Raw genomic sequence first — 16,902 nt, forward strand, 5'->3', positions numbered from 1 at the left:
CCCATCGTCTAGAGGCCTAGGACACCGCCCTTTCACGGCGGTAACAGGGGTTCGAATCCCCTTGGGGACGCCACTTACTATTTTAAGTATTGTATAAAGCAGTGTGACACCGCACTCTCTATGCACGACGTTATCAAGAGTACTAATCTCTTGGGGACGCCACTTACTTATTTTAATAGGGAAGTGTAGTGTTATTAAGAAAGCTCGCCTGAAACGAGTCTAAAAATTCAGTTGTCCTAGTGACACATTTATGTGTCCCCATCGTCTAGAGGCCTAGGACACCGCCCTTTCACGGCGGTAACAGGGGTTCGAATCCCCTTGGGGACGCCACTTACTATTTTAAGTATTGTATAAAGCAGTGTGACACCGCACTCTCTATGCACGACGTTATCAAGAGTACTAATCTCTTGGGGACGCCACTTACTTATTTTAATAGGGAAGTGTAGTGTTATTAAGAAAGCTCGCCTGAAACGAGTCTAAAAATTCAGTTGTCCTAGTGACACATTTATGTGTCCCCATCGTCTAGAGGCCTAGGACACCGCCCTTTCACGGCGGTAACAGGGGTTCGAATCCCCTTGGGGACGCCACTTACTTATTTTAAGTATTGTGTAAAGCAGTGTGACACCGCACTCTCTATGCACGACGTTATCAAGAGTACCAATCTCTTAGATATGTCATTTACTACTTAGATAGGAAAGTGCAGTGTTATTAGAATAAAACCACAAATTAATACCCTCATTTTATACTTCATTTTTATATCAATCTATTTACACTTTGTTACAAAACCAAACCCATAATCGCTCCATATTCCTTGTTGTACTTTTAATTAGTCTTTAAACTCATTGAGTTAATTTAAATATGGACTAAAAAATGAAACTCACAAAAATTGCACTTGCTGTTTTACTTGCATCAGGGTTGGCTGCATGTAATAGCTCAACTCAAGCTGTTGATAAAAATATTGTTACAGAAACATCAATTCCTGGCGTTACACTTATTGAATCAGTGAAATCTAATGCAGGTGAAATCAACATACCGTATAAAAAATATAAACTAGATAACGGTTTAACTGTAATTGTGCATGAGGATCATTCAGATCCCTTAGTACACGTTGATGTAACATACCACGTTGGTTCTGCTCGCGAAGAGTTGGGTAAGTCAGGCTTTGCTCACTTTTTTGAGCATATGATGTTTCAAGGTTCAGAAAATGTTGCTGATGAGGAACATTTTAAAATAATATCTGAAGCAGGCGGTACTTTAAATGGTACAACTAACTCAGATAGAACAAACTATTTTGAAACAGTACCTGTAAATCAATTAGAAAAAATGTTGTGGCTAGAAGCTGATCGAATGGGCTTTTTACTCGATGCTGTAACCCAAGAAAAATTTGAAGTACAACGCGAAACAGTAAAAAACGAGCGCGGCCAACGTGTTGATAATCGCCCTTATGGTCGTTTAGGTGAACGTGTTGCTCAAGCGATGTATCCAGACGGCCACCCATATTCATGGCCTGTAATTGGTTTTATGGACGATTTAAATCGCGTAAATGTAAATGATTTAAAAGCATTCTTTTTAAAATGGTACGGACCAAATAATGCAACGCTTACCATTGGTGGTGACATCAGCGCTAATGAAATACTGCCATTAGTTACTAAATACTTTGCACCAATCCCAAAAGGTCCTGAAATACCTAAAGTTGAAAAAACAGCGGTAACACTAAATGCCGATAGATATATTTCAATGGAAGATAAGGTTCACTTACCTTTATTAAGTATGAGTTTCCCAACGACTTACGCTCGCTCTGAAGATGAAGCGCCTCTTGATATACTTGCTGAAATATTAGGTGGAGGTAATAATTCACTACTATACAAAAACCTAGTTAAAACTCAACTTGCTGTTCAAGCAAGTGCAAATCATCCATGCCAAGAGTTAGCGTGTTCAATTAGTCTTTATGCTTTACCAAATCCTACAGCAGGGAAAACGTTAGCTGATATGGAAAAAATCATTCGTGATTCATTTGTTGAATTTGAAGAGCGTGGCGTTACACAAGATGATTTAGATAAAGTAAAAGCTAAAATAGAGTCGGGTGCAATTTTTGGTCTGCAAAGCGTATCAGGAAAAGTCTCTCAACTAGCCGCATCTGAAACGTTTACAGGTAACCCAAACTCAGCTAAAGATGAGATTTCACGTTATAACAAAGTTACAAAAGCTGATGTTATGCGTGTTTTTAATCAATATATCAAAGGTAAATCTGCCGTTATTATGAGTGTTGTGCCAGAAGGTCAAACTCAACTTATAGCTGCCCCAGACAACTTTACGCCTAAAGCGCATGATTTTGGAGGTCCATCTACAACTTCAGCTGATGATTTAGTGGCACGAAGAGCTGTTGATACATTTGATCGAAGTGTTCACCCTGTAGCCGGCGCAAATCCTGCTGTTGATGTTCCTTCTCTTTGGCAAACTAAGACCGAAAACGGTATTAAAATATTAGGTACGCAAAGTACAGAAACGCCAACCACCGCTATTTTCATTAAAGTTCCGGGTGGCTTGTATAATGAGCAAGCTAGTAAAGTGGGTTTATCGTCAATGACTGCATCGTTAATGAGCGAGTCAACGCAAAACTACACTACAGAGCAAATGAGTAACGCGCTTGAAAAACTGGGTAGCCAGGTAAGTATCTACTCAGATAAAACACATACAAATGTGTATGTTTCTAGCTTAACCAAAAATGTAGATGCAACGCTAAAGCTTGTTGAAGAGAAATTATTTAAACCAGCATTTAATGCCGATGACTTTGAGCGTAATAAAAAGCAAATCATTCAAAATATTCAACATTCAATGAAGGATGCAGGGTATTTAGCATCTAATACATACAGCAAATTACTATATGGCGACAATATAGCTGCACTTCCAAGTACCGGAACGCTTAATAGTATTGAGGCTATTACATTAGATGACGTTAAAGCTTTTTATAACGCAAACTTTAAGTCACAGGGCGCGCAAGTCATTATTGTTTCTGATTTAAAAGAGTCAAAAATTGAGCCAAAGGTTAAAGCTACATTTGCAAACTGGCAAGGTAAATCGAGCCCGGTAGCGGTTGATTTCAGTGAACCTAAAGTAGAAACTAATGTAATTTATTTGGTTGATAAACCAGATGCCCCTCAATCAGAAATTCGTATTGGTAAACGCGATATGGTTGAAGACATTACAGGTGAGTTTTTTAAAGCTAACTTAATGAACTTTGCATTTGGTGGCACGTTTAACAGCCGTATCAATCTAAATTTACGAGAAGATAAAGGCTACACTTACGGTGCTCGCTCTCGTTTTTGGGGGGATAAAACATCAGGTGGCTTTACAGCTTCTGCAGCGGTGAGAGCCGACTCTACTGCAGCGTCTATTACAGAGTTTACTAATGAGCTTAATAACTATGCTCAAAACGGTGTCACTGATGAAGAGCTTATGTTTATGCGTAAAGCTATCAATCAAAAAGATGCGCTTAAATACGAAACGCCTAATGCAAAACTTGGCTTTTTAGCACAAATATTAGAGTTCGATTTAAAACCTAGCTTTGTAAAAGAAAGAAATGAGATTGTTAGCAATATTAGCAAAGAAGAAGTTAACGCCTTAGCTAAAAAACACTTAAACACTAAAGATATGATTTATTTAGTAGTGGGTGATGCTAAAACACTTCGCCCAGAGCTTGAAAAATTAGGTATGAAGGTTGTTGACTACAGTCTTTAACATTTAAATAATTAGAATTACAAAGCAGCTTTTTTAGCTGCTTTTTTTTGCCTGATTTTAGAGTGTTGATCTTTTCGAAAGTAGATTACAAGGAACAACTACAGCGTCTTTTTTTAGATATAAAATATAATTTTGTAGTTTAAACCTTCAAATAACACCCCATTCCTAGCTTTATTATTCAGTACTTATAAAGATTCAATTTGGTAGCATAAATTTAGACATCCAACTTTATTAGGAGGATTTATGGCAAGTGGGTGGGCACGAGACGGTGCAATTCAAGATCAAATTGATGCAAGTGTTAACGACGCCGTACAGTATGCAAGAAGCAATTTAATATCTGGTGCAAGTGCTGAGCTATGTGACGAGTGCGATGAAAAAATCCCACAAGCACGAAGGCTCGCGCTACCAGGAGTTCGCTACTGTGTTGCATGCCAAGCTGCAATAGAAGGTAATGATGCTAGCGCTAAATCGTTTAATAGGCGTGGTAGTAAAGATAGTCAGTTGCGTTAAAAAAAGGTGCTGCAAAGCACCTTTTATTTAATACCAATCTGCATAACCATTTGAACAATATATAAAATTAAACCCCTCCATAGTTATACCAACCAGCATAAATCTTTGATCAATCTAACGAATTAAATTGCACTATAACGTAGTTAAAAATTTTTTATTTAGAACAACTAGATACAAAAATTTTTGCCTAGTTCTAGCGTAATTTTCTTAACGTTAAATAGACCCCATATATAAGCAGATTGGCATTAAGCAAATTGTTATTACTTGAATTGGTTGTTAAGTAATTTAAAATTTACTCATGTCTTCTTTTTTCTGAATTAACTCAATTGCATAGCCATCTGGGTCTTTTACAAAAGCAATTTCAGTAGTACCGCCTTTTACAGGCCCTGGTTCACGGCTTACATTGCCACCAGCAGCTTTAATATCTGCACATGCTTTGTAAATATCATCAAATTCAATAGCAATATGACCATATCCATTACCTAGGTCGTAGCTATCCTCGTCCCAGTTATAAGTTAGCTCTAATACTGTGTTATCTGCTTCGTCGCCATATCCAACAAAGGCAAGAGTGTATCTGTATTCACTGTTATCAGCTCTGCGTAATTCTTTCATACCTAATATTTCAGTATAAAAAGCAATTGATTTATCCAAATCGGCTACACGAAGCATAGTATGTAATAAACGCATTTTTAGTTCCTTTAGTTATTTATTCAATGTTAAGGGTATTTTTAACTAAGCGCTATTATTAAGCGCGTTTTAGGGGGGGTTATATGTATTAGCCATATATGTAGGCATTATATATAAATCACAACCTTAATATGAGAGTGGGCTTAAAACAGTTTGAGTTCGACCTTTATAAATTACCAATTAATGAATCATTTTAATAAATTTTGGATATTTAAATAACCAGCACTCAATTATTGGTCAACCTATTAGTATAAAAAAGTTACTGATTGTTCAACAAAAGTTAACCTTTGCTTAATTGTGCCATTGCTATGTAACCATCTGTTTTTATAGATTATTAAATTTATTATTGTGTAATTTGTAAAAATATGGCGTTTGCTTGGTTAACTTATTGGTTGACAAAAAAGTCGTATGGTAATACAGTTTTTGCATACCAATTGGTAAGTTACTTGGTTTGAGTGAATACAATGTATTGGTAATTAATCAGAGTTACGTTTTGCACAGGTTAATTTATAAATAACTCAAGCTTAAAGTTACTCTACAAATTGAAACAAAAGACACAGCGTATTTATAGAGTAAATTTTACTTGTTCTTATAAAAGTATGCGCCACATATTTAGGAGTTATTCATGTCAAAACCAGTCATCGGTTTCATCGGCTTAGGCTTAATGGGCGGCAACATGGCCGAAAATTTACAAAACAAAGGCTATGAGCTAATTGTTATGGACCTTAGCAAAGATGCGGTTGCAGCATGTGTTGCTAGAGGCGCAAAAACAGCAAGCACTGCAAAAGAGCTAGCTGAAGGTTCAGATATTGTTATGTTTTGTCTTACAACGTCTGCCGTTGTAGAAAAAATTGTTTACGCAGAAGACGGTATCCTAGCGGGTATTAAAGAAGGTGCAGTATTAGTTGATTTTGGTACTTCTATCCCATCATCTACTAAAAAAATTGGTGCTGATTTAGCAGCTAAAGGCGCAGGCATGATCGACGCGCCACTAGGTCGTACACCAGCACATGCTAAAGACGGTCTTTTAAACATTATGGCTGCAGGCGATATTGATACATTCAATAAAGTTAAACCAGTACTGGAAGATCAAGGTGAAAACGTTTTCCATCTTGGCGAGCTAGGTGCAGGTCATACAACTAAGCTTATCAACAACTTCATGGGCATGACGACAGTATGTGCTATGTCACAAGCATTTGCAGTGGCAGAGCTTGCTGGTGTTGACCGTCAACAACTTTTCGACATTATGTCGACTGGTCCATCTAACTCACCGTTTATGCAATTTTGTAAAAATTATGCAGTTGATAATGTTAGCGACCTTGGTTTCTCGATTGCTAATGCAAAGAAAGATTTAGGCTACTTCCTACAAATGGTAGAAGACCTAGGTACTGAATCAAAAATCGCTGAAGGTTCATCAGCTAACCTACAAGCAGCGTTTGACGCTGGTATGGGTCAAGGTAACGTTCCTGAAATTTTTGATTACTTCAAAAAGTTAGAAAAGTAATACTTCTCGACCTTATTGAGCGCTTTGAGCTTTAACTTAAGGCGCTTTAACACACATGACACCAATTGACTAAAGTCTTTGTGCAATGTCAGCTTTTTTTAATTCTGATGAAGCACTACTTTCAGTCACAACGAAAAAGAGTTAACTATGCGTTTGATTAATACAATAAAGCTTAGTCTAGTTCTCATCGGTTGCATATCCACACAAGTAGCGGCCAAAGATTATTTTATAGAAAATAAACAAGCTTTTAATGATATCGCAGCTAATCTAGTTGCTGGCGACAAAGTAGTACTTAAAAATGGTACTTGGTCTGACTTCGAAATTTTACTTGAAGGCCAAGGTACAAAAAACTCTCCTATTATATTAACCGCTGAAACTAACGGAAAAGTAATTCTATCAGGTCAATCTAACCTAAGACTTGCAGGTAAATACCTTGAAGCTTCTGGTTTAGTATTTAAAGACGGCTACACACCGAGCTCAGCTGTAATAGAATTTCGTAAAAATAAAAATGAATTAGCCTACAATTCACGAGTTACTCAAACAGTAATCGATAATTACAGTAATCCAGACAAACGAGAGTCTGATTATTGGGTTGCCTTATATGGACAACATAACCGCTTTGATCATAGTCATTTAGTTGGCAAACGAAATAAAGGTGTGACAGTTGCTGTTCGTTTAAACACTAAAGCAAGCCAGGAAAACTATCATCGTATAGATAACAACTATTTTGGCTACCGTCCTACTTTTGGTTCTAACGGTGGTGAAACCCTGCGTATTGGCACAAGCCATTACTCACTAACTGATTCGCATACATTGGTTGAAAATAATTACTTTGAACGTACCAATGGTGAAGTAGAAATTGTTTCGGTTAAATCAGGTAAAAACATCCTTCGTAATAACGTATTTTATGAAGCGCGCGGTACATTAACGCTGCGCCATGGTAACGGTAATCTTATAGAAGAAAATATTTTTATTGGTAATGGTGTTGATCACACAGGTGGTATCCGCGTTATCAATAAAGATCAAATTGTAAGAAATAACTACCTACAAGGCCTAACAGGCTATCGTTTTGGCAGTGGTTTTACTGTGATGAACGGCGTACCAAATTCATCTATTAATCGTTATCACCAAGTAGAAAATGCGACGATTGAAAACAACACATTTATAAATGTGCGTCATATTCAACTTGCTGCAGGTAGCGATGCTGAGCGTAGCGCAGCCCCAAAAAATAGCGTAATGAAAAACAACTTAATCATAAACCAAGATGGTGAGCAGCCATTTACAACATTCGACGATGTAAGTGGGTTAGTATTAAGTAACAACATTGCAGATACAAAAGTGCTTTCTGAGCTAACGTACGGTGTAAAAAAAGATAAAATCACGCTGGAAAAAGCAAGTAATGGTCTACTTTACCCAACATCTAAAAGTTTAAATGTAGGTGCAAAGCGCGATTTAAAAGTACTTAAAAAAGAAGATACCGGTGTTAGTTGGTATGCAAAAGTACCTGCTTTAGTTGATTTTGATTCTGGTAAGACACATTCTGTTAAAGCTGATGTAAGTGCATTACTAGATGCTATTGATAATGCAGAGTCGGGCGATGTTCTAGAACTAGCGCCTGGCCATTATGATGTGTCTAAACTGGTTAAAATTGATAAAACGTTGACAATTAAAGCAAAGCAGAACACAAAGTCTAAACTTACTTTTCAACGCTCTACCTTGTTTGAAATACATGATGGCGGCAGCTTAAAACTAGATGGTTTATCAATTTCAGGTGAAAACGCGCCAGATGCAATAGGTAACAGCATTGTTCGTACGCAAAAATGGGGTATGGTTGATAATTACCGCTTTGTAATGACCAACTCAGAGTTAAATGCTTTAGATATTAATCATTCATTCCATTTCTTTATCACTGGTAAAGGTGCAATGGCTGACGAAATTATAGTTACAGGTAATACCTTTAATACAGTAACAGGTGACATTTTACGTCTAAATACTGAAATTGAAGACTTAGGTGTTTATAACGCGGAATACGTTATTGTAAATGATAATACATTTAATAATGTGGAAGGCGGTGTACTTAAGCTTTACCGTGGTGGTACTGATGAAAGTACATTTGGTCCTCATTTTGAAATGACAAATAACACGCTTAATAACGTTGGCCTTGGTAAGCGTAACAAAGAGCAAGCGAGCATTTATGTTCACGGTGTTCAAGTTACTAATATCAAAGATAATAAATTTGTTAAATCTGCTCCTATTATTGTAGAGCACACAGTAGGCGAGCCTAAAACTGAAATCTCAGGCAATACATTTGATGCAACTAAAGCACCAAGCGTTAAAGAGTTAAGAGTTAAAGGCCCACACACGGCAGTATTAAAAAATAACAACATTTTAAATAAGGCAGGGTAAATACTATGTACTTATTAAAATGCCAAACACGTTTTAAAATAGCTGCTGTAGCTGCAATTACATTACTTACATCATTGGGGGCGCATGCAGCGCACCCAAACTTAGTGATTACTACTGATGATGTTAAGCAAATGCGCCAAGCAATTAGTAGCAACGGTAGCACAAAGTTTGCTACTGCGTTTGAATCGCTAAAAGCGCAAGTAGATGAACAAATTGCACAGCCTATCACTGTACCAGTTCCAAAAGATGGCGGTGGTGGTTATACACATGAGCGCCATAAGAAAAATTATCAACTTATGTACAACGCGGGCATTATTTATCAATTAAGCCAAGATGATAAATACGCAAACTATGTACGTGATATGTTGCTTGAGTATGCAAAATTATACCCAACGCTTGGTCTGCATCCAAAACGTAAAATGGACTCGCAAAATCCAGGTAAGTTTTTTTGGCAAAGCCTAAATGAAGCAATGTGGCTTGTGTACACAATACAAGCTTATGATCTAATTCATGACTCGTTAAATGCCGATAATATTAAAACAATCGAGAATGACTTACTCCGTCCTGTTTCGTTGTTCACATCTGTAGGCCAACCGTCTACATTTAATAAAGTACATAACCATGGAACATGGGCAACAGCGGGTGTTGGCATGGCAGGGTATGTATTAGGCGAACCTGAGTGGGTAGAAAAATCATTATACGATTTAGAAAAGTCGGGTAAGGGTGGCTTTATTAAGCAGCTAGAGATGCTGTTTTCACCACAAGGTTACTATAACGAAGGTCCTTACTATCAACGCTTTGCACTATTACCCTTTGTTACGTTTGCTAAAGCGATTGAAAACAACGAACCACAACGAAAAATATTTGAATATCGCGATGGCATATTATTAAAAGCGATTGATACGACAATTCAACTTAGCTACAACGGTTTGTTCTTCCCAATTAACGATGCAATAAAAAGTAAAGGCATCGATACCATTGAGTTAGTAAATGGTGTAACGGCAGCGTATGGCTTAACCAACGATGCAGGTTATTTAGATATTGCTAAGCAACAAGACCAAATAATTCTCTCTGGTGATGGGCTAAAAGTAGCTCAAGCACTTGATAACAACATGGCAAAACCTTATTCGTTTAAATCTGTTGCCTTCGGTGATGGTAATGGCGGTAAACAAGGTGCTTTAGTTGTAATGAGAACGCAGGTAGGTGGCGATCAAGCGCTACTGTTTAAACCTGCTGCACAAGGTTTGGGCCATGGTCATTTTGATAAATTAACATGGCAGTTTTACGACCACGGAAATGAAATTGTATCTGATTATGGCGCAGCACGTTTTTTAAATGTAGAAGCTAAATACGGCGGTCGTTATTTACCTGAAAACGAAACTTACGCTAAACACACTGTTGCGCACAATACGGTAGTGGTTGACGAAACAACGCATTTTAATGCAAATGTTGAAGTAGGAAATAGTAATTACCCTGCACTTAACTTTTTCGAAACGAATGAATACGGCACGGTTTCAAGCGGCGAAATAAGCACAGCTTATAAAGGCGTTGATCTTGAGCGTACGCTTGCACTTATTAACTTACCTGAACTACAAAGCACAGTTGCACTTGATATATTTGATGTTGCAGCAAATAAAGCACATCAGCTTGATTTGCCTTTGCATTATAAAGGTCAGCTTATAGATACCAGCTTTGAGCTAAAAGCGAATGCAACGCAGCTGTCTGCGCTAGGTACTAAAAATGGCTACCAGCATCTATGGCTTAAAGCTCAAGCGCAACCTCAAAGTGGTTTAGCTAAAGTAACGTGGCTAAACGAAAATGGTCGTTTTTATACGCAAACGAGCTTGGTTAAAGGTGATGAGTCTTTCTTGTTTACTCAAATAGGCGCAAATGACCCTCACTTTAATTTACGCAACGAAAATGGTTTTATTCGTCGTGTTGAGGGTCAAAAGCAACATAAGTTTATATCTGTATTAGAGCCACATGGTGAGTACAACCCAAGTAAAGAATATACCCTAGAAGCTGTTAGTCGAGTTACAAAGCTTGAATATAGTCAGCAGGGCGATTTAACACTTGTTGAACTTGATATTAAAGGCAACTCATATTTAGTGGCAATTAATAAAGCACAAACATCAGCTAAAAACACATTCAATTATCAAAATAAAGAGTTCACTTTAAATGGCCGATTAGGCGTTTATATGATGAACAATAATCAGGAGTAAATAGGATGCAAAAGCAAAGCGCAAACTTTTCATTTGGTAACGAGACCGAAATAGAAGACTTAGGAAATGGTCTAAAACGTCAAATGCTAGGTTATAACGAAGAGCTAATGGCTGTTAAAATTTGGTTTGAGAAAGGGGCTATTGGTTATAACCATGCTCACAGACATTCTCAAGTAACGTATGTTGTTGAAGGTGAGTTTCACTTTAACATTGATGGCGTAACTAAAATCTTAAAACCGGGTGATAGCTGCTTAATCCCACCATTTGCTGATCATGGAGCTACCTGCCCAACAGGCGGAATCCTGATTGATACTTTTAGCCCAGCGCGTGAAGACTTTCTTGAGGATTAATTATGCAACTTAAAGGCTTACGTTGGTGGGTTATAGCGCTAATAGCGCTAGCTACCATTATTAACTATATCGACCGCCAAGCACTTAGTGTGCTTTGGCCGGACATTGTTGAAGATTTATTTCCTGATGAATCAGCGCTAGAACGCAAACAAATATACGCTAATATTTCTATTGTGTTTGTATTTGCTTATGCATTTGGTCAGGCAATCTTTGGTAAAATATTTGACTGGGTGGGCACACGCTTTGGTTTTGTACTATCAATAGGTGTTTGGTCTATTGCGACCGTTGCGCATGCATTTGCACAAGGTGTACTTAGTCTTAGCATTTTTCGCGCAATCTTAGGTGTAGCAGAAGCCGGTAACTGGCCTGGTGCAGCTAAAGGTAACGCAGAATGGTTCCCTACTAAAGAACGTGCTTTAGCACAGGGTATTTTTAACTCTGGCGCCGCAATTGGCGGCATTATTGCTATTCCTTTAATTGCTTATTTAACTATCTATTTTAGCTGGCAAATGGTGTTTGTTTTTGTTGGTGCATTAGGTTTCCTTTGGTTAGTTCCATGGTTAATTTTAGTTAAAGCACCGCCTAGCTCACATCCTTGGCTGACTGCCGAAGAACGTGAATATATCTTAACGGGTCAAAGACGTGTTGATGACAACGGTGATGTAACTGGTGAAGACGAAGAGGAATATAACCCTACAACTGCTGAGTTACTTTCTCGTAAGCAAAGCTGGGGTGTAATCATTGCCTCTGCCGCAATTGACCCAATTTGGTGGTTATTTGTTTTTTGGATCCCTATTTACCTAAATGAAGTATACGGTATGGATGTTAAATCTATTGGTATATACGGTTGGGTACCTTATGTAGGCGCTATGTTTGGTGCTTGGTTTGGTGGCTTATTGGCTCAAAACCGACTCAAAGCAGGTTGGAATACAGATAAAACACGTAAGCTTACTATTACGCTGGGTTGTTTAATTATGTTACCAGCGCTACTTGCAATGGCAAATCCAGGCGGACCAACAACAGCGGTACTAATTATGGCTGTTATCTTATTTGGTTTTCAAACTGCAATTGGTAACGTGCAAACACTACCAAGTGATTTGTTAGGTAAAAAAGCAGTGGGTACATTATCAGGTTTTTCTGGTATGGCGGCAAAGCTTGGTGCTGTAGGTCTTACATCGCTAGTACCTTTTCTTACTGCTGATGGTAACTACACACCAGCATTTGTAATTGGTGCTTCTTTAGCCATCATTGCAATGGCAGCTGTTTGGATTTTAATTCCAAAAATAGAACCTCTTAAAAAGCCTCAATAATCTAGATAATAACTGCTATGCCAACATATTTTGTATATGTGCATAGCAGTTAACTACATAGGGTAACTTCCAAGATGAAAAATATTTACTTTATCGGTGAATGCATGGTCGAGCTTAGAGCTATGAGCGCGGCAACACTGCACCAATCATTTGCAGGCGATGTTTATAATTCTGCAGTGTATTTAAAACGTTGCTTCCCGCAGGTTACTACTTCGGTTGTTACGGCTTTAGGTCAAGATAATTTAAGTAAAAAAATGCTAGAACGCTTTGAGAGTGAACAAATAAATACGCAACTTGTATTTGCTCACGACACCAAAGTACCTGGTATGTACTACATAGAAACTGATGAGCATGGTGAGCGTAGCTTTATTTATTGGCGCAATGATTCTGCAGCTAAAAAGGTTGTTGATTTTTTAGATGCTGATGCACTCGAGCAGCTTAGCCAAGGTGATATGTTTTTCTTTTCAGGAATTTCATTAGCAATAATTGAAGAAAGTGCACGTGAAGACTTTTGGAAAGTTGTAAAGCAGCTTAAAGATGCTGGGGTTAAAATCGTTTTTGATCCTAACTATAGAGCACGTTTGTGGAATAGTGTAGAGGAAACAAAAGAGCAATATCATTTAGCCTTTACGTTTGCAGATATTACCCTACCAGGCGTTGAAGATTTAACAACACTTTATGGCGTTCATAGCGTAGAAGCAGTTGTTGAATATTTAAAGCCTTACCAAATTGGAGAAATTATTGTTAAAAATGGCCCTGAATCGGTAGTGACAAAAGAGGGCGATACGCTTCAAAGCCACACTATTGTACCGGTCAAAAACGTTGTAGATACAACATCAGCAGGCGATGCCTTTAACGGTGTTTACTTAGGTGCACGTTTATCTGATAAATCAATTTCAAGTGCCGTGCAACTTGCTGCAAAAGCGGCAGGGACTGTTATACAGCAACCAGGTGCTATTGCTCAAAAAGATATATTTCAGCTAGCAATGGCTGAAGCTGGCATGTGATACCAATTTTATTAAAAACATGATCACCTTAGCGTATTAAATAACTCACTAACTACGTTAAAAATTATTTATATAGAGCAACTATGTATCATAATTTTAGCCTTGTTATTGAGCTATTTTCTTGTCGCTATAATAGCTCATTAATTTAATGCAATTGGTATAACAAAATAATTAACCTGAACTCTGGTTAAGAGATTTACTAACATATTGAATCATGGTGATATTTAAAATTATTTTCTCTAGCTAGAGATTTTCAGTGAAAACAAGGCGGATTTACGCGTCAATAGCGGGCCTATTGCAAGTAAATTCAACACAGTTAGCGCTGAAAATAGCTGCTTGAGATAGATTTATTATCTAGAGTTCAGGTTAAACAAACATTAAAGGCCGCCATACCTCGGCCGCATTACTTTTTATAAAGGAACAACGTTATGACTCGCTTTTCTGAACTTATGTCAGGACAAACACTGCTACCTATAATTCAAGCAGATACACCAGAGCAAGGTGTTCAAATAGCGAAAGCTATGGCCAATGCTGGGCTTACTTTAGTTGAAGTAGTGCTAAGAACAGAGGCATCAATAGAGGCATTAAAAGCTATTAAAGCACAGGTGCCAGAACTAAAAGTAGGTGCAGGGACAGTCATCAATACTGATATTTTGGAGCAAGCACTTGAAGCGGGTTCTGATTTTATTGTAACCCCAGCGGTGTCTCCTACGTTACTTGAAGCACTTGCTAAATGTAATGTGCCGGTACTTCCTGGTGTATCAAACACCGGTGATATTTTAATGGCGCTTGAATATGGCTTTGAAGAGCAAAAATTATTCCCAGCATCGCTTGCTGGTGGCGCTCCTTTTGTGTCAGCTGTGTCGTCAGTATTTAGAGCAGTCAGCTTTTGTCCTACAGGTGGCGTTAGCGAAAGTAACAAAATGGACTATCTTTCTTTAAATAATGTATTCGCCGTTGGCGGTACTTGGATAGCGAAAAAAGAATGGGTTGAACAAGAAAATTGGCAAGCAATTACTGATTCTTGTATCCAGGCTTTAAAATAGAAAGGATTTCATAAATGAATTATTTAGCCCCAACAATACTACCAGGCGTAATCGTTGGCGACGAGGTAAGTGCTGTGTACGAGCATGCACGTACACATCAATATGCGTTGCCAGCGGTAAATGTTGTTAGTACAACATCTATAAATGCGACGCTAGAAGCTGCTAAAAAGAAAAACTCGCCCGTTATTATTCAGCTTTCTAATGGTGGAGCACAATTTTTTTGTGGTAAAAGCTTATCTTTACCAGAGCAACAATCAGCTGTGCTTGGGGCGGTAAGTGCTGCAAGATATGTACATTCAGTGGCAGCACATTATGAAGTAGCAGTGATGCTTCACACTGATCACGCAGCTAAAAAGCTACTACCTTGGATTGATGGTTTGCTTGATGAAGGTGAAAGACACTTTGAACTGACTGGCAAACCATTGTTTAGCTCACATATGATTGATCTGTCAGAAGAGCCTTTAGAAGAAAATATCGAAATTTGTGAACGTTACTTAACGCGTATGGCAAAAATAGGTATGACGCTTGAAATTGAGCTTGGTTGCACGGGTGGTGAAGAAGACGGTGTTGATAACTCACACTTAGATAGTTCTGCTTTATACACTCAACCTGAAGATGTTGCATTTGCTTACGAACGCTTAAGTCGTATTAGCCCTAACTTTATAATTGCAGCCTCTTTTGGCAATGTTCATGGTGTATATAAACCGGGTAACGTTGTTCTTACGCCAACTATTTTAAAAGATTCACAAGCTTACGTATCAGAAAAATTTAATCTACCAAGCAACTCAATTAACTTTGTTTTTCATGGTGGTAGTGGTTCTGAGTACAGTAAAATTGCAGAGTCTTTAACGTATGGCGTAGTGAAGATGAATATTGATACCGATACGCAGTGGGCGTGTTGGACAGGTATTTTAGATTACTACAAAGACAAGCAAGCATACCTACAGGGGCAAATTAGTAACCCTGAAGGGGATGATAAGCCAAACAAGAAATACTATGACCCTCGTGTATGGTTGCGTCATTCAGAGCAAAGTATGGTTGCAAGGCTAGAGCAATGCTTTGACGATCTAAATTGTGTAAACAGGTATAGCGCATGAAAAGATTAAATACAGTATTGAAAGAAGACGGTGTAGATACCGATCTTATTTTACTTATTCGCACAATTTTAGCGACCAGTAAAGAAATTGCTTTTCGAGTAAGCCAAGGTGAATTAGCCGGTGTTTTAGGCTCAACTTTGAATGAAAACGTTCAAGGTGAAGTTCAAAAAAAGCTTGATGTAATCGCAAACCAACTACTTAAAGACATCCTACTTGACGACAGCAGTGTACGATCTGTTGCATCAGAGGAAGAAGATCATGCGGTAGGTGGCCACCCTGAAGGTAAGTTTATTGTTGCTTTTGACCCGTTAGATGGCTCTTCTAATATTGATGTTAATGGGCAAATAGGCACTATATTTACTATTTACTTAGCCCGTGATGATGTTCCTTTTGATAGCGACGAGCAATTTAGTCAGCCCGGTGTAAATCAAGTATGTGCAGGCTATGTGTTATACGGCCCTTCATCATTACTTGTAATGAGTACTGGCGGTCCTACGCGTTGTTATACGTTAGACTCAACACATGGCGGTTACTTACTGACAAATAAGCAGTTAAGTGTGCCAGAACAAAGTCGTGAATTTGCCGTTAATATGGCTAACTACCGTTACTGGGACGAACCAACACAAGTGTATTTTGATAAATTGCTATACACCTGTGAAAGCTTTGAAAAAAGCTCAATGCGTTGGAATGCAGCGATGGTAGGCGACGTTCATCGTATTTTATGCCGAGGCGGGTTATTTTTGTATCCACAAGATAAACGCAGTGGTAACGATAACGGAAAAATAAGACTGCTTTATGAAGCAAACCCGTTAGCACTTTTAGTTGAAAACGCAGGTGGTAAAGCAACCTCTAGAGGAACGCGAATTTTAGATATTGCGCCAACTAGCTTGCACCAGCGTGTGCCTGTTGCTTTGGGTTCAAATGAGCCTGTAGAGTTTTATAATAACGCCATGTTATAAAACAGCACTCAAAAAAAGGGGTAAGAAAATTGCCCCTTTTTACCCTTAATTTTAATTTTCTTTGTA

Annotated in this window: 12 protein-coding genes and 2 tRNA genes; 13 read left to right on the top strand and 1 reads right to left on the bottom strand. The window is 38.1% G+C overall.

The window, feature by feature from the left end:
* Positions 1-254: 254 nt before the first annotated feature.
* From QMA08_RS11005 to QMA08_RS11020, 4 genes are all read left to right on the top strand, one after another.
* Positions 255-330: transfer RNA gene (locus QMA08_RS11005), tRNA-Glu, on the top strand.
* A gap of 181 nt (positions 331-511) precedes the next feature.
* A tRNA-Glu gene (locus QMA08_RS11010) sits at positions 512-587 on the top strand.
* A gap of 283 nt (positions 588-870) precedes the next feature.
* Complete coding sequence (locus QMA08_RS11015; protein ID WP_290174513.1) at positions 871-3,738, top strand: pitrilysin family protein; 2,868 nt, start codon at positions 871-873, stop codon at positions 3,736-3,738.
* Positions 3,739-3,981: 243 nt separating this feature from the next.
* Positions 3,982-4,248, top strand: a complete 267-nt coding sequence (locus tag QMA08_RS11020; RefSeq protein WP_024591534.1) for a DksA/TraR family C4-type zinc finger protein — start codon at positions 3,982-3,984, stop codon at positions 4,246-4,248.
* A 285-nt stretch (positions 4,249-4,533) separates the two neighbouring features.
* On the opposite strand, the gene gloA is transcribed toward QMA08_RS11020, so the two are convergent.
* Complete coding sequence (gloA, locus tag QMA08_RS11025) at positions 4,534-4,935, bottom strand: lactoylglutathione lyase (protein WP_024594782.1); 402 nt, start codon at positions 4,933-4,935, stop codon at positions 4,534-4,536.
* A gap of 625 nt (positions 4,936-5,560) precedes the next feature.
* Here gloA and QMA08_RS11030 point away from each other — a divergent pair.
* From QMA08_RS11030 to QMA08_RS11070, 9 genes are all read left to right on the top strand, one after another.
* A complete protein-coding gene (locus QMA08_RS11030) occupies positions 5,561-6,439 on the top strand; it encodes an NAD(P)-dependent oxidoreductase (RefSeq protein WP_290174514.1) in 879 nt (292 codons plus the stop codon).
* Between the two features lie 147 nt (positions 6,440-6,586).
* Positions 6,587-8,845 carry a polysaccharide lyase 6 family protein gene (locus QMA08_RS11035; protein ID WP_290174515.1) on the top strand — a complete coding sequence of 753 codons (2,259 nt, stop codon included), beginning with the start codon at positions 6,587-6,589 and terminating at the stop codon, positions 8,843-8,845.
* 5 nt (positions 8,846-8,850) lie between these two features.
* Positions 8,851-11,067 carry a heparinase II/III family protein gene (locus tag QMA08_RS11040; RefSeq protein WP_290174516.1) on the top strand — a complete coding sequence of 739 codons (2,217 nt, stop codon included), beginning with the start codon at positions 8,851-8,853 and terminating at the stop codon, positions 11,065-11,067.
* Positions 11,068-11,072: 5 nt separating this feature from the next.
* Positions 11,073-11,417 carry a cupin domain-containing protein gene (locus QMA08_RS11045; RefSeq protein WP_002962963.1) on the top strand — a complete coding sequence of 115 codons (345 nt, stop codon included), beginning with the start codon at positions 11,073-11,075 and terminating at the stop codon, positions 11,415-11,417.
* A gap of 2 nt (positions 11,418-11,419) precedes the next feature.
* Positions 11,420-12,727 (top strand): MFS transporter, encoded by a 1,308-nt coding sequence (locus tag QMA08_RS11050; protein WP_002962964.1) that lies wholly within the window; start codon positions 11,420-11,422, stop codon positions 12,725-12,727.
* 74 nt (positions 12,728-12,801) lie between these two features.
* Positions 12,802-13,734, top strand: coding sequence for a sugar kinase (locus QMA08_RS11055; RefSeq protein ID WP_290174517.1), 933 nt, complete (start codon positions 12,802-12,804; stop codon positions 13,732-13,734).
* Between the two features lie 428 nt (positions 13,735-14,162).
* Positions 14,163-14,780 carry a bifunctional 4-hydroxy-2-oxoglutarate aldolase/2-dehydro-3-deoxy-phosphogluconate aldolase gene (gene eda / locus QMA08_RS11060; protein ID WP_182756262.1) on the top strand — a complete coding sequence of 206 codons (618 nt, stop codon included), beginning with the start codon at positions 14,163-14,165 and terminating at the stop codon, positions 14,778-14,780.
* 14 nt (positions 14,781-14,794) lie between these two features.
* Complete coding sequence (fbaA, locus tag QMA08_RS11065) at positions 14,795-15,877, top strand: class II fructose-bisphosphate aldolase (RefSeq protein ID WP_290174518.1); 1,083 nt, start codon at positions 14,795-14,797, stop codon at positions 15,875-15,877.
* Entirely contained in the window at positions 15,874-16,836 is a 963-nt protein-coding gene (locus tag QMA08_RS11070) for a class 1 fructose-bisphosphatase (RefSeq protein ID WP_002962277.1), read from the top strand. The genes fbaA and QMA08_RS11070 overlap by 4 nt, the downstream gene beginning before the upstream one ends.
* Positions 16,837-16,902: the final 66 nt, after the last annotated feature.

This window comes from Pseudoalteromonas sp. APC 3355 (assembly GCF_030407615.1).
GTDB lineage: Bacteria > Pseudomonadota > Gammaproteobacteria > Enterobacterales > Alteromonadaceae > Pseudoalteromonas > Pseudoalteromonas distincta.